This is a genomic window from Dyella sp. M7H15-1 (genome assembly GCF_004114615.1).
Lineage (GTDB): Bacteria > Pseudomonadota > Gammaproteobacteria > Xanthomonadales > Rhodanobacteraceae > Dyella_B.
Map to the genome: position 1 here is coordinate 628,428 of NZ_CP035300.1, position 13,982 is coordinate 642,409.

A 13,982-nucleotide genomic window follows, 5' to 3' on the forward strand; every position below is an offset into this window, starting at 1 on the left:
GTGGTTGCTTCCGACTACGTTAGCGCATGTTCCGCAGCACGGGCCTCACCGGCTGTAGGGTAGGCAACAACCGCGCCATATACCGCTCGATCGGGAACAGGAACAGCCCGCGAAAATTCACGAGTCGCTCTTGGATCGGCGCGATGTGGCGCAGGTTCTCAGGCACCGCCAGGGCCGCGATGTCCGCGGGCAACGTTGCGAGCGATTGCTGCATGCGCGCCGTCGTCCACGCCATGACGATGTTGCTCAACAAGGTAATAGACGAAGAGACGCTGCGCAGGCGTGCTTGATGACTCATTTGATGCCGCGGCACCTTGCCCGTTTCGAGCGCATGCTCCAGCACATGGACACGTTCCCCATGGTTGAGGGTGCGTAGAATTTCCCGACGGAAGTCGAAGAGCGTGAACCAGCGGCACAAATAGAGCGTCAGCAACAATCGACCGATCTGCACGCCAGCGTCGTACAGCTGCTCACCGGCGGCGGCCGAACCGAAGCGAGACAGGATGTCGACCGCGCTGGCTTTCCCGACATGGGTCGAGGCCGCCATGCGGACCCATTCATCCCAGACTGGCTCCATCTTCTCGGGGTGTGCCCGGTTCTTGGCGATCACGCTGCGCAGTCCGTCGGGCACTGTCATCTCTGGGGTCACATATAATTTGTGCGCACTCGCATCACGCAACCGAGGACACACATCTGTGCCTACCGATTTTCCCAGGGACATGCCGAATTCGGTTTGACCATGCGTATCCACCGCCAGTTGATTGATCGTGACCGCGCTTTGGCGAAGGACACCTTCCAACGCCACGCCCGCCTGGCGTTCACCGAGCACGATCGGTTGATCGTAGAAGATGCCCCAACGGTCATGGATGTGCGTGTAGATGCCAATGGACTTCTTCTTCGTGCGCGGATCACGGCGTGCCAGAGGGCTGCTCTTGACTGTTTCGCGGCTCATCATGTCTGCTGAGGCCAAATCGGCGCGCCCCCAGCTCTCGGCAATGGGATGGCTGTGCATGTACTCGAAGACGGTGGTATTGGCTTCGCGCAGGCGCTTTTCCTGGCCGATCCAACCCATGCTCTGGTTGACCGCATCGGCGGAGAGGCCCGGCATCATGCGTGCCGTATCGGCGGCGGACAACGCGGTGCCGTGCGCGAGAAGACCTGCATACACCAAGCGCAATTCATCGATCGAGCGCGGCTCGCGGCCCAGCAGTGTCCAACTGAAACGGGTGTGGCTGTCCACCTCCATCATGACGCCCGGCAGCTCTTCCGCCTCCATGCGTTCCATCAGCGCCTCCCGAAGCACCACCACGGCTTCCGGCACGTCCTCGGCCGGGAGTTTGGGAAGATGCACACCGTCTTTGTCCACGGTGACATCGCCGGCCTGCGCGGTTTCAGTCAGGTTCTGGAGCTGCCGGGACACTTCCTCGACCAGAGGGCCGGTGAATTCTTTCGCATCGCGGGGCAACTTCAGGCGCGCGTAATGATGCGTCTTGCTCTTGGCCCATTCCGCCGGCGGAATCAGCATGCTTTCGCGACTGCGGAAGCTGAAGCTATGGGCGACATACACGCTGCCGTTCTTCAGGGCACGGCGTAGCGCAAGCAGCGTCGCCACCTCGAAGGCCTGGAGAGCACGTTGTCGATCGGTATCCGCGAGCATGTCGTCCCATACTTTGCCCAGGTGAACCGGTATCGCCTCAGGAAGCGCCGGTTTGCGTTGCAGATATATCTCACGCAACGCATCCAATGCCTGACGAACGGGGTGCGGCGCCACGCTCTCAAAGGGAAGCGCGCACAGCATTTTGAGCAGCGCGCGCGAATGGCGGTTGTTCTGGACCAGCAATTGTTCGCGGGTCAGGTGAGCCCGACTGAGTTTCTTGCCGCCACCGACCTGTTCCACGGCATGCAGGATCGCCGCACGCAGATCGTCTTCGCGAAGGGAGCGGTCGAGGGCTAGTTCACGCACTTCTTTGGCGAACGTAGTCAGCGTGCGCGCACGCGCTTCGGCGGATTGGACCACGGCGCGCATGCCGCTGCCCCAAAGATCCGCCACGTGTTGACGCGTCATGGCCAGCACCTGATCCGTGGCTGTGCACAGCGCCGTCTGCAGGAAGCACGCAACTTCGATTGTCCGTCGCGTTTCCGCAATGCGCTGGCTGACGGATGGTGGTCGATCCGCCATCGCTTGGGCGTAATGACGCTTGATGTGATCCGACACCGAGGGAATGGCGTGTGAGGCGACGCCCAACTGTGTCAGATGCTGAACCCGCTCAAACTGCTCCCGAATCTGGGGAAGCGATTGTCGGCGCGGTGCTTGTGAGAGCCACTCTTGAAAGGAAAGGCCGGAACGATGGGATTCGGCACAAGCTTGCATCCAGGTGTCCAGCACGTCAGCAGGAACATCATTGCGAAGCATCTCGCCAAGTTCATCTTCCGCAAGGGTCAACGCCACATCAATGGCGCTCTTCAAGGGACGCTCACCTTCGATGAGGATGCCGTGCTCGTACAGCCACGTTTTGACGTGCGCAATCAGACGATGACGATCAAACTCAGACAGCACTTCGACACGCAGGTGGCGTACCAGAGCGCGACGCTGGTGTTCGGACATGCGAACGAAACCGAGTGTCTCGATCGCGGTATTTTGATGCGCAAACAAGGTTGGCCGACGACGGTACAACGATCGTAGCGATGCAATATCCGGCGTAGCGATGCCGAGCGTTTTTCCGAGATGCGTCCATAACTCGGTAGGAATCACTTTGACGGCCGCAAGGGAACTGCCCGTCATCCGGATAAAACCAATTTGCAGCGCCAAGCCAAGCCGATGTAGCGCGTCGCGCTTGGCAAGGATGGTGCGTTGCTCCTTGGGAGAGAAGGTGAAGAAGGCGTTGAGCTCGAACTGGTTCAGTTCCTTGGGGATGGACCGCAACCCAAGATAAGGCTTCTGCCAGTACTGCATGCCTGACTCCAGCTGTGAGGTAGGGAAGGCTGGAGACTAACAGCAAAGGATTGATTTTAAACAATTTATCGCTGAGATGCAGGAATTTTATCTTTGTAAATCATGAAGTTACACAGTGCCGCTAAGCGTTACTTTTTACACCGAAATCAAGGTAACACCGGGACTCGGGACTCGGGACTCGGGACTCGGGAAAAGCGAAAAGGCACCTGATCTATTGTGCAAGTGCCTTTGGCTCTTTATTGAACAGACCAAGAGCGAAAACGCCTCGCACTTGCCTCAACGCGAGTCCCGAGTCCCGCCAACCACGCGTGAATCAAACCCCGTCTTCCCCTGTGCCCCGTTCAGCCAATCGGTTAAAGTTTCCGAATGCGACTGATTGTCATGCTGCTATTGCTATTGTTCATCGCCGGGGGAGTGGTACTCGGGGCGCTCAATGCGGACCTCGTCGGCTACGACCTTGCCTTTGCGCGCGTCCAGGTTCCGAAAGGGGGCGCCTTGCTAGCAGCGCTGGCCTTGGGTTGGATTCTTGGCGGCCTAACCGCCTGGCTTGGGGTTACCACACGACATCGGCGCGAGCGACGACGCGCTGCGAAGGCCGTGAGTGTGAAGGCGTCGAAAAATCCATGAATGCTTTCTATTTGCTGCTGGCATTGCTTATACCGGCGGCTTTTCTAAGTGGCTGGTGGACCGCCCGACGCGCAAGTGTACGCCGCTCGGGTGCGCAGGTCAGCGAACTGTCCTCCGACTATTTCCGCGGCTTGAACTATCTGTTGAACGAAGAGCAGGACAAGGCTATCGAAGTCTTCCTCAAGCTGGCCGAATACAACCGTGACACGGTAGAAACGCACTTAGCGTTAGGCAACCTTTTTCGGCGTCGTGGTGAAGTGGATCGAGCTATCCGTCTGCATCAACATCTGATCTCCAGGCCGGGTATGTCCGAAGGCATGAAGACCGTTGCCTTGTTGGAGTTGGGCGAAGATTATATGCGCGCGGGCCTGCTCGATCGGGCCGAAGCCCTGTTCTCCGACCTTGTCGCGATGAATGCGCATGCACCCTCGGCGCTGCGTCATTTGATCGCGATCTACCAGCACGAGCGCGACTGGCACAAGGCGATTGAACACGCCCGCCGCCTCGAAACGATGACGGGTGAGGAAGAAGTTACCACCATCGCGCAGTTCTATTGCGAGCTGACAGAGCAGTCGCGTCAGCATGGCGCACGTGCCGAAGCACGCGAATACCTGCAACATGCGTTCGCGTGCCAGCCCGATTGCGTGCGTGCATTCATGCTTACCGGTCGTTTGCACGCGGAAGAAGGGCAACATGCCGATGCTGTCGATGCTTACGAACATGCCGTTGTCGCGGATATCGCCTTTGTGCCCGAAATCCTGCCGCCATTGCTGGACAATTATACGCGCTCAGGACAGATGGAACGGGCGGAGCATTTCCTGCGCGATATCCTTGCGCGTTATCACGGCATCTCTCCGGTGCTGGCGCTCACGCATCTGTATCAGAAGCGCGATGGTGAAAAGCCTGCCGTCGACTTCCTTACCTCACAACTGCGACAGCGCCCTTCTGTTCGCGGTCTGATGGCCTTGATCGATGCCACGATGGACAAGATCGAAGGTGGGGCGCGGGAAAATTTCCTGATCCTTCGCGACCTCACGCACAAGCTGCTCGAAGGCCAGGCCATGTACCGCTGCAGCCATTGCGGCTTCGGTACCAAGGCGCATCACTGGCAGTGTCCGAGCTGCAAGGGCTGGAGTACGATCAGGCCTATTCACGGTGTGGCCAATGAGTGACGCCATCGTGGCCAGCTTCGCTTCGATGACGCTCACCGTTCTGTTTGCCTTCTTTATTGCGCTCGGTGTGGTACGTGCAGCGATTGCCTATGCGCATCGCCGAGGTATGCTCGATCAGCCCGGACAGCGCCGGTCGCACAAGATACCGACGCCGCGTGGTGGAGGCATTGGCATCATCGTATCGGTATTACTGACCGTGCCGGCCTGCCTGCTGTACTTGCGGCCCGCATGGCATTTTTACGTCATCATCACATTGATGTTGGCGGTTGCACTGGTCGCATGGATTGGATGGTGGGACGACCACAGCTCCTTGTCCGCACTGCCTCGCTTTGGCGTGCAAATTCTTGCGGCGGCCTTGTTTTCAGCGGCTTTGTTGATCGATGGATTGAGTTGGTTCTGGTTGCCCTTGCTGATCTTGGCCGGCGCCTGGAGTATTAATCTGCACAACTTCATGGACGGCATTGATGGCTTGCTCGCGCAGCAGGGTATCTTCGTCGCAGCAGGTCTGGCGGTATTGGCGTGGCTTGCCGGGCAGCATGCACTGGGCGGTGCGTCAGCTTGTCTTGCGGCAGCCTGCCTGGGATTTTGGTGCTACAACCGATCCCCTGCACGGATTTTTATGGGTGACGTGGGTAGCGGCAGTATTGGGCTGCTCGTGTTTGCGCTAACCGCCATGCTTTGGCAGGTGAACTGGCTATGGCTGTGGCCAGCCCTGATCCTCAGTTCAGCTTTTGTGACGGATGCGACCCTTACCTTGCTGGCTCGCATGCTGGGTGGGCGCCGCTGGTACACGGCGCACCGCGAACATCTGTATCAATGGATTGTGCGCAGGGGCCATACCCACACGGTGGGAGCGGGGTGGTATGTGGGGTGGAATCTGTTAGTGGCGGCACCATTGGCGGTGCTGGCCTGGGAGATACCAGGGATGGGGCTGTTGACCTGCATCGTCACCTATGCGATGGCGGCGGCAATCTGGCTGATGGCCAAGCGCCACATGCTTCGCCGAGATCGATACAAGGCTCGTCATGTCCATACGTAAGTGGGTCGGCATAGTTCATCCGCGAGTCGCAGTCGTTGCGCACGATCTGCTGATCACAGCGTTGGCTTGGTGGGTTGCGAAAGAGCTGCGTTACGCTTTGGATCCGCAACTGCTGGTGACATTCGAGTCGTTCGAGTTTCCGATCGTGTTGCTGGTACAGGGGCTGGTCTACGCATGGACCGGACTCTACAAAGGCGTGTGGCGTTTTGCCAGCTTGCCGGATCTCTGGAATATCTTGCGCGCGGCGGTTGTCGGTACCGTAGCGATTGGTGTTGCGCTGTTCCTCTACGGTCGTCTTGAGGGCGTGCCGCGTTCGATCCTGTTGCTGTATCCGTTTGTGCTGGCGCTGTTCCTGGGTACGCCGCGACTGGCCTACCGCTTCTGGAAAGATAGTCGCATCGATCTTTTCATGAGCACGAAAACCCAACGCGTGCTGATCGTTGGTGCGGATCGCGCAGGCGAAGCACTGGCTCGCGACCTGCATCGCGACAGTCGCTACATGGTGGTGGGCTTCGTCGACAATGAACGATCCTTGCGCGGTGCCCGTATCAACGGCAAGCCGGTGCTTGGGACGCTGGACCAACTTCCTGACGTGGCCAAGGAGGCAGCCGTCCAGATGCTGTTGATTGCATTGCCTAGTGCAAGCGCACGGGAAATGCGTCAGGTGGTGGAGCTTTGCGACCGCACCGGGCTGCCTTATCGCACCGTACCCAAGCTTGAAGATGTCGTCGCCGGTCGTGCACAGTTCAATCAGATCAAGGAAGTGTCGATCGAGGATCTGCTGGGACGCGATGCTGTCGAACTCGACTGGACCAAAATTCGCGAAACGCTCACCGGTCGCCGTGTGCTGATCACGGGCGGTGGCGGTTCCATTGGTTCGGAACTTTGTCGACAGGTAGCCCGGCTTGGCGTGCATGCACTCACCATCGTGGAGTCGTGCGAGTTTAATCTCTATCAAATTTCGCAGGAATTGCGCGCGGCTTATCCGGAACTGCTGCTCAACAGCGTGCTGGCGGATGCGGGTGATCCCATTGCCATGCGCCGCCTGTTCACCGATGTGATGCCACAGGTGGTATTCCATGCGGCGGCCTACAAACACGTGCCGATGCTGCAAGGGCAATTGCGCACGGCGGTTCGCAACAACGTGCTGGTCACGCGCACCGTGGCTGATCTTGCCAGCGAAGCGCGCGTTGAATGCTTCGTACTGATTTCCACCGACAAGGCTGTCAATCCCACCAGCGTCATGGGGGCTTGCAAGCGCATTGCGGAAATCTGGTGTCAGAATCTCAACGCACATTCGAGTACCCATTTCATCACGGTGCGATTCGGCAACGTGCTGGATTCGGCCGGTTCGGTGGTGCCGCTGTTCCGTCAGCAGATCCATGCGGGTGGTCCGGTCACGGTCACACACCCAGAAATCTCACGCTACTTCATGACTATTCCCGAGGCCACGCAATTGATCCTGCAGGCCGCGGCGCTAGGCAAGGGGGGCGAGATCTTCGCGCTGGACATGGGGGAGCCGGTCAAGATCCGCGATCTGGCCGAACAGATGATCCGCCTGGCGGGCAAAAAGCCGGGTACGGAGATTCCGATCATCTACACAGGCCTGCGTTCCGGCGAGAAGCTATTTGAAGAGTTGTTCCATCCGCTAGAAAACTACAGTGCGACGACACACAACAAAATTTTCCTAGCGCAGCATCGGCCGGTGTCATGGGAGTTGCTGCAGGCTCAGATGGTAAAGGCCGCTGATGCCGTACGCGGCTACGATGAAGAAGAACTCCGGAACTGTGTATCCAGCCTGCTTCCATCATTCTGCTGGAGCGATGTTGCCCTGCCAGGCAATGTGGTCCCGCTTCGCCGCAACGACATTGGAGAGAAGTGAGTGAGTAAGCCATTGCGCAAGGTAGTGTTCCCCGTAGCAGGCCTCGGCACGCGTTTTCTGCCTGCCACCAAGGTCGTTGCTAAGGAAATGCTGCCGGTTCTGGACAAGCCCCTGATCCAGTACGCTGTCGACGAAGCCGTTGACGCCGGCGCTGACACGCTTATATTCGTTACCAACCGCTACAAGCACGCCATTGCGGATTACTTTGACAAGGCTTACGAGCTGGAAGCCAAACTGCAGGAGAAGGGCAAGGACGAACTGCTAGCCCTGGTGCAGGGTACGCTTCCCCGGCACGTGCGCGCGATCTTCGTTACCCAGCCGGAAGCGCTTGGCCTGGGGCACGCTGTGTTATGCGCTAAACCCGTCGTGGGCGACGAGCCGTTCGGCGTCATTCTTCCCGACGACCTGATCTGGCATCGCGGCAAGGGCGCCCTGCGCCAGATGGCGGAGCTGAGTGAGACCGAGCAGGCGGGCGTGATTGCGGTGGAGGAAGTGCCGCACGACCAAACCGATAAGTACGGCATCGTCGATGCCGAGTCGGTCAACGAGCGCAGTGCGCGAATCCGCTTCATGGTGGAAAAGCCCAAACCGGCGGATGCACCGTCCAACCTGGCCGTCGTCGGCCGTTACGTGCTGCCTGGCCGCATCTTTCAGTTGCTGGAGCAGACCAAACCCGGTGCAGGTGGGGAAATCCAGCTTACTGACGCCATCGAAGCGCTGTTGACCGAGCAGGGCAAGGTACTGGCCTATCGCTTTGAAGGTACGCGTTTCGATTGTGGCAACAAGGCCGGCCTGGTGCGAGCCACCATGCATATGGCCATGCAGGATCCTGCCTTGGCTAAGGTTGTTCGCGAAGTTGCCAGTACGCTCTGACCGGATATAGGGAAGCCAAAGGCATGAAGCAGCCACTGGTTCCTTCTTATTACCGCGCTACCGCCACGCCCTATGAACCTTACGCGCCATTGCAGGGGCGCGAGGATGCGCGCGTTGCCATTATCGGTGGCGGTTTTGCAGGATTGAACACGGCACTGGGCCTGGCCGAGCGTGGCGTGCGCGACGTGGTAGTGCTGGAACGCGAGCAGATTGGCTTTGGCGCTTCGGGTCGCAATGGCGGCTTTGTCTTTGGTGGCTATTCACTGGGCGAGGAAGTCTTGCGCAGCCAGCTTGGCGAACAGCGTGCGAGGCAGCTCTTTGAGCTGACCGCCACCGCCGTTCAGCGCATACGTGAAAGGGTTGCGCACTACGTGATTCCCTGCGATGTAGTGGATCAAGGTGTTATCTGGGCCAACTGGTTTCGCGATCCGGAAGTGTTGCGCAAGCGTCAACGGCTTTTGGCTGACCATTACGGCGTGTACTGGGATTGGTTGCCGCAGGAAGAGCTACGTGAGTTGATACGCAGCGAGCGCTATAGCGATGGCCTTTACGAGCGCAATGCCCTGCATTTGCACCCGCTCAATTACACCATCGGTCTTGCCACTGCTGCTAAAGGGCAGGGCGTGCGCATTCATGAAAATAGTGATGTATGGCGATTGCGGCGAGAAAACCGTCACTGGTCCATCAGTACACCGCAAGGAGAGCTGCAGGCTGAGCATGTGGTGCTGGCTTGTGGTGGCTACCTGGCCGGATTACGCCGGCAAATCGATCGTGCGATATTGCCGATTGCCACCTACGTTATGGTGACAGAGCCCCTGGGCGAAAGGCTGGACGATTGTCTGCAGACGCGTGCTGCCATCTACGATACGCGATTTGCGTTCGACTACTACCGCTCGTTGCCCGACAAGCGTTTGTTGTGGGGCGGGCGAATTTCGATCCGCAATCGTTCGCCAACCGTGGTGCAGCGCATTTTGACACGCGATCTGTTGCGCGTCTTTCCGGCCTTGAAGGGTATTGGCGTCGAATACGCATGGTCGGGCATGATGAGTTATGCTCGTCATCAAATGCCGCAAATCGGCAGCAGTGATGACGGCTTGTGGTGGGCGCAAGCTTTCGGCGGGCATGGTTTAGCACCGACGTGTGTTGCGGGTGAGCTGCTCGCCGCCGCTATCGCAGAGGATGATCAGGGCTGGAAGCAATTTTCCAAATACGGTCTGGCCCACACCTACAAACCTTTTGGCTTTATCGGCGCACAATCCCATTATTGGTGGGCGGAATTCAACGATTGGTTCAAGACGAGTCTAGAAGGATGAGCGAGCAAACCGTTGCAGAAATTAGTTGGGACGAATTTCAGAAAGTGTTGATTGTGGCAGGTACCGTTACGCGCGTGGAACCTTTCCCCGAGGCGCGCAAGCCGGCCTGGAAAGTCTGGGCTGATTTTGGACCTTACGGCGAGCGAAAGACCAGTGCACAGATTGCTGCGTTGTATACGCCGGAATCCCTGGTCGGTCGGCAGATTGTTGGCGTCATCAATTTTCCGGAAAAACAGATCGGCCCATTCTGCTCACAATTCCTGCTTACCGGTTTTCATACCGATCAGGGTGTGGTGATTACTGCCGTCGAACGCGCGGTACCGAATGGCGCAAGGCTAGCCTGACATGGCAGGCATTTCAGACAAAAAAGCCGGCCAAAGGCCGGCTTTTCATGAAACATTTGGTCGGGGTGACATGATTCGAACATGCGACTTCTACGTCCCGAACGTAGCGCTCTACCAGGCTGAGCTACACCCCGTGGGAGCCGAGTATCTTATCGAGGCCTGCTGGCCTTGGCAACAGATTCCGAATGGTTCTGCGGGTGGGAATTCTTGCCAGGTTGCGAGGCGGGTTGGGTGAGTGCATCTGTTACGCTATAGGGCTGCCGTCGAACGGCTCTTCCCTACGTTTAGCAGAGGATTCCATGGCGCTTACCCAGGCCCGTACCATGCCCGGCGTGCTCGAGTTGCTGCCGCTCGACCAGATTGCTTTCCAGCGCATGCTCGACGTGATCCGTCGCCATTACGAGCGCTTCGGTTTCCTGCCAATAGAGACGCCGGTGATGGAGTTTTCGGACGTGCTGCTGACTAAGACTGGCGGCGAGACGGAGCGTCAAGTGTATTTCGTGCAATCCACTGGCGCGCTGGAGCAGGGTGAGAAGCCGGAACTGGCCTTGCGCTTCGACCTCACTGTGCCGCTGGCCCGCTACGTGGCCGAGCACGAGCATGATCTAAGCTTCCCGTTCCGCCGCTACCAGATGCAGCGCGTGTATCGTGGCGAGCGCGCCCAACGTGGTCGTTTCCGCGAGTTCTACCAATGCGATATCGACGTGATCGGCAAGGATAGCCTGTCGATCCGTTACGACGCCGAGCTGCCGGCGGTGATCTACAGCGTGTTCCGCGAGCTGAACATGGGTGCGTTCACCATCCAGCTTAACAATCGCAAGCTCATGCGTGGTTATTTCGAGAGCCTGGGCGTGACCAATCCGGAGCAACAGACGCTGGTGCTGCGCGAGGTGGACAAGCTGGATAAGCGCGGCGCCGATTACGTGCGCGAGACGCTGACTGGCGAGGTTTTTGGCATGAGCACCGAAGCTGCGCAAAAGGTACTCGATGTCGTGCAGGTGCGCTCGACGTCGTTGCAGGATGCCTATAACAAACTCGACGCACTGGGTGCGGGCCCGGAGGCGATGGAGCAGGGGCGTACCGAGCTGAAGGAAGTGCTGGGCCTGATCCATGCGTTTGGTGTGCCGGAAACGCATTACGTGCTGAATCTGTCGATCGCCCGTGGCCTGGATTACTACACCGGCACCGTTTACGAGACCACGCTGAATGACCATCCGCAGATCGGTTCGATCTGCTCTGGTGGCCGTTACGAGAACCTGGCCGGCCAGTACACCAAGTCGCATCTGCCGGGCGTAGGCATTTCCATCGGCCTGACGCGGCTTTACTGGCAGTTGCGCGATGCGGGCCTGGTCAGCACGGCGCACAGCACCGTGGATGTGCTGATCACCCAGATGGATGCGGCGCAGTTGCCCGCGTATCTGACGCTGGCCGGCGAACTGCGTGCGGCGGGCATCGCCACCGAGGTAGTGCTGGATGGCGGCAAGCTGGGCAAGCAGTTCAAGTATGCCGATCGCGCGGGCATCCGTTTTGTCATCGTGCTGGGTGAGGACGAGCTGGCCAAGGACGTGGTGACGGTAAAGGATCTGCGTCGCGAAGATCAGTTTGAAGTGTCGCGCAGCGAGTTGATCAAGACACTACGTGTTGAGCTCGCGCAGGCGGAGATTGGTGGTTGAACACATATGGAAGGTGGCATTTGGAAGCTGGCATTGATCGAAATCGGCAACCTCGGCTCGCTCGATCCTTGGGATAATGGGTTGGATTGAAGCATGGCTTCCCGCTCACGCGGGAATGACGACATCAAGAACATGTTGGAGATTTTGTGAGTCAGACCATTCTGCTGGACGGCAACAGCCTCAGCCGTCAACAACTCGTTGCCGTAGCACGCCAGGGTTACGGTGTTCGCCTCGATCCCGAACAACTCAAGTGTGTGCAGCGCGCGGCGGATTTCCTGGCCGACAAGGTAAGTTGCGGTGAGCCGATCTACGGCGTGACCACCGGTTTCGGCAGCAATGCAGACAAGTTGCTGGGTGCCTATCGCCTGCGTGACGAATTGCTGGGCGGCAATCCGCACAAGCCTGAGGGCACGTTGCTGGAAGAGCTGCAGCACAATCTGATCACCACTCATGCTGTGTGCGTGGGCAAGCCGTTCTCCACGGAAGTGGTGCGCGCGATGCTGGTGATTCGCATCAATACGTTGATGCGCGGCCATTCCGGCATTCGTGTTGCCACGCTGGAAGCGCTGACGGCGCTGCTCAATAACGACGTCATTCCCGTCGTGCCGGAGAAGGGCTCGGTGGGGGCGAGCGGCGACCTGGCGCCGCTATCGCACCTTGCCATTGTGTTGTTGGGTGGTGGTGAAGCGTTCTACAGGGGCGAGCGTTTGCCGGGCGCGGAAGCGCTCAAACGTGCAGGCTTGCAACCGATCCGGCTTTCCTTCAAAGAAGGCCTGGCACTCAATAACGGTACCGCGCAGATGCTGGCTACGGCGGTGCTTGCGCTGGATACGCTGGAATATCTGCTCGGCGTGGCCGATCTGGCTGCTTCGATGACGCTGGATGCTTTTGCCGGCCGTAGCGGGGCTTTGCGTCCGGAAGTGCATGCACTGCGTCCGCATCCTGGTCAGGTGCAAACAGCCGAGCACGTGCGCGCGCTGCTGACGCAATCGACGCTAGTGGATATTCCTTATCACCTAGTACCGCGCTTTAAGCAATGGAGCGCCGAGGCGTGGAGCACGCCGGAAGACCAGACATTGAGTTTCGACATTAGCTGGGACTGGGTACCGACCAACCAGCGTCACGGCCGCGAAGCGTTCTACAGTCGCTTCCTGCCATTCAAGGGCGGCAAGAAGCATCAGCCACAGGATGCCTATTGTTTGCGCTGCATGCCGCAGGTGCACGGTGCCGTACGCGATGCCTGGGTACAGGCCTGCCGGGTGATCGACATCGAACTCAATGCCGTCACCGACAATCCGCTGATCTTCCCGGACAACACCGATGCGCTGAATATCGAAGAGCAGGTGATTTCCGCTGGGCACTTCCACGGCATGCCGCTGGCGCTAGCGATGAGCTACGTGAAGGCGGCTATTCCGGTGTTGGCGTCGATTTCCGAACGTCGTCTCAACAAGCTGGTTGATCCGACGACCAATGACGGCTTGCCGGCGTTTCTCACCGGCAACGAAGACGGCACCGATTCCGGTTTCATGATTGTGCAGTACACCGCGGCGGCGCTGGTGAATGATCTGGCTACCCGCGCGCATCCAGCTAGTGTGTATTCGGTGCCGACCAGTGCGAATGCGGAAGATCACGTTTCGATGGGCGCCAACGAAGCGCGTCATGTGCTGGAGATGGTCGAAGATCTCAGTCATGTGCTGGCGTTGGAACTGTATACCGCTGCGCAGGCGCTGGATTATCGCCAGGAAATGCTCAACGCGGCGCGTCGTCTTGCGGCACGTGGTGACTGGCAGGCGCTGGCATCCAAAGTGGCCAATGCACCGCGTGAAGACAATGCGCATTACGCGCAATTCGTCGAAGAAGTGAAGCAGCTCACAGCGGCGCTGGCCGAGGTGGGTGATTTCCATGCGGGCGAAGCGGTGCGCAAGGCGCATGATGCATTGCGCAGGCAGATCCGCTTCATGCATCGCGACCGTGCGATGGATGGCGATGTGCGCACGGTGTGCGAGCTAGTGCAGAAGCGCCTATTCGTTGGCTGAGGTAGTTGATCACCTCGAAGGGTTTGCCATGTTGCTCAAGCAGAGCCAAGGCGCTGCGCGATTTCGAGCA

The 13,982-nt window shown here is 58.8% G+C and carries 10 protein-coding genes and 1 tRNA gene; 9 read left to right on the plus strand and 2 right to left on the minus strand.

The features are described from left to right. Window positions 1-19 precede the first annotated feature (19 nt). On the minus strand, window positions 20-2,953 hold the full coding sequence (locus tag EO087_RS03175) for a Tn3 family transposase (protein WP_128897609.1): 2,934 nt from the start codon (window positions 2,951-2,953) through the stop codon (window positions 20-22). 366 nt (window positions 2,954-3,319) lie between these two features. Between EO087_RS03175 and EO087_RS03180 the strand changes: the two genes are divergently transcribed. The 7 genes from EO087_RS03180 to EO087_RS03210 are packed head-to-tail and all read left to right on the plus strand — an operon-like array spanning window position 3,320 to window position 10,203. Beyond that, entirely contained in the window at window positions 3,320-3,580 is a 261-nt protein-coding gene (locus EO087_RS03180; protein WP_128897610.1) for a lipopolysaccharide assembly protein LapA domain-containing protein, read from the plus strand. Next, complete coding sequence (lapB, locus tag EO087_RS03185) at window positions 3,577-4,752, plus strand: lipopolysaccharide assembly protein LapB (RefSeq protein ID WP_128897611.1); 1,176 nt, start codon at window positions 3,577-3,579, stop codon at window positions 4,750-4,752. Before EO087_RS03180 ends, lapB begins: the two co-directional genes overlap by 4 nt. Further along, window positions 4,745-5,791: a glycosyltransferase family 4 protein gene (locus tag EO087_RS03190; protein ID WP_343133205.1), complete on the plus strand. Its 1,047-nt coding sequence runs from the start codon at window positions 4,745-4,747 to the stop codon at window positions 5,789-5,791. The genes lapB and EO087_RS03190 overlap by 8 nt, the downstream gene beginning before the upstream one ends. Beyond that, window positions 5,778-7,673, plus strand: a complete 1,896-nt coding sequence (locus EO087_RS03195; RefSeq protein WP_128897612.1) for a nucleoside-diphosphate sugar epimerase/dehydratase — start codon at window positions 5,778-5,780, stop codon at window positions 7,671-7,673. The genes EO087_RS03190 and EO087_RS03195 overlap by 14 nt, the downstream gene beginning before the upstream one ends. Further along, window positions 7,674-8,546 carry a UTP--glucose-1-phosphate uridylyltransferase GalU gene (gene galU / locus EO087_RS03200; RefSeq protein ID WP_128897613.1) on the plus strand — a complete coding sequence of 291 codons (873 nt, stop codon included), beginning with the start codon at window positions 7,674-7,676 and terminating at the stop codon, window positions 8,544-8,546. It abuts the gene before it with no gap. A gap of 23 nt (window positions 8,547-8,569) precedes the next feature. Beyond that, window positions 8,570-9,859 carry an FAD-binding oxidoreductase gene (locus EO087_RS03205; protein WP_128897614.1) on the plus strand — a complete coding sequence of 430 codons (1,290 nt, stop codon included), beginning with the start codon at window positions 8,570-8,572 and terminating at the stop codon, window positions 9,857-9,859. Continuing rightward, window positions 9,856-10,203: a tRNA-binding protein gene (locus EO087_RS03210; RefSeq protein WP_128897615.1), complete on the plus strand. Its 348-nt coding sequence runs from the start codon at window positions 9,856-9,858 to the stop codon at window positions 10,201-10,203. Before EO087_RS03205 ends, EO087_RS03210 begins: the two co-directional genes overlap by 4 nt. Window positions 10,204-10,260: 57 nt before the next feature. On the opposite strand, the gene EO087_RS03215 is transcribed toward EO087_RS03210, so the two are convergent. Continuing rightward, window positions 10,261-10,337, minus strand: a tRNA-Pro gene (locus tag EO087_RS03215). A 165-nt stretch (window positions 10,338-10,502) separates the two neighbouring features. Between EO087_RS03215 and hisS the strand changes: the two genes are divergently transcribed. Both hisS and EO087_RS03225 read left to right on the plus strand, forming a co-directional pair. Beyond that, on the plus strand, window positions 10,503-11,876 hold the full coding sequence (hisS, locus tag EO087_RS03220) for a histidine--tRNA ligase (protein ID WP_128897616.1): 1,374 nt from the start codon (window positions 10,503-10,505) through the stop codon (window positions 11,874-11,876). A 146-nt stretch (window positions 11,877-12,022) separates the two neighbouring features. Then, window positions 12,023-13,912 (plus strand): aromatic amino acid ammonia-lyase, encoded by a 1,890-nt coding sequence (locus EO087_RS03225; protein ID WP_128897617.1) that lies wholly within the window; start codon window positions 12,023-12,025, stop codon window positions 13,910-13,912. Window positions 13,913-13,982: the final 70 nt, after the last annotated feature.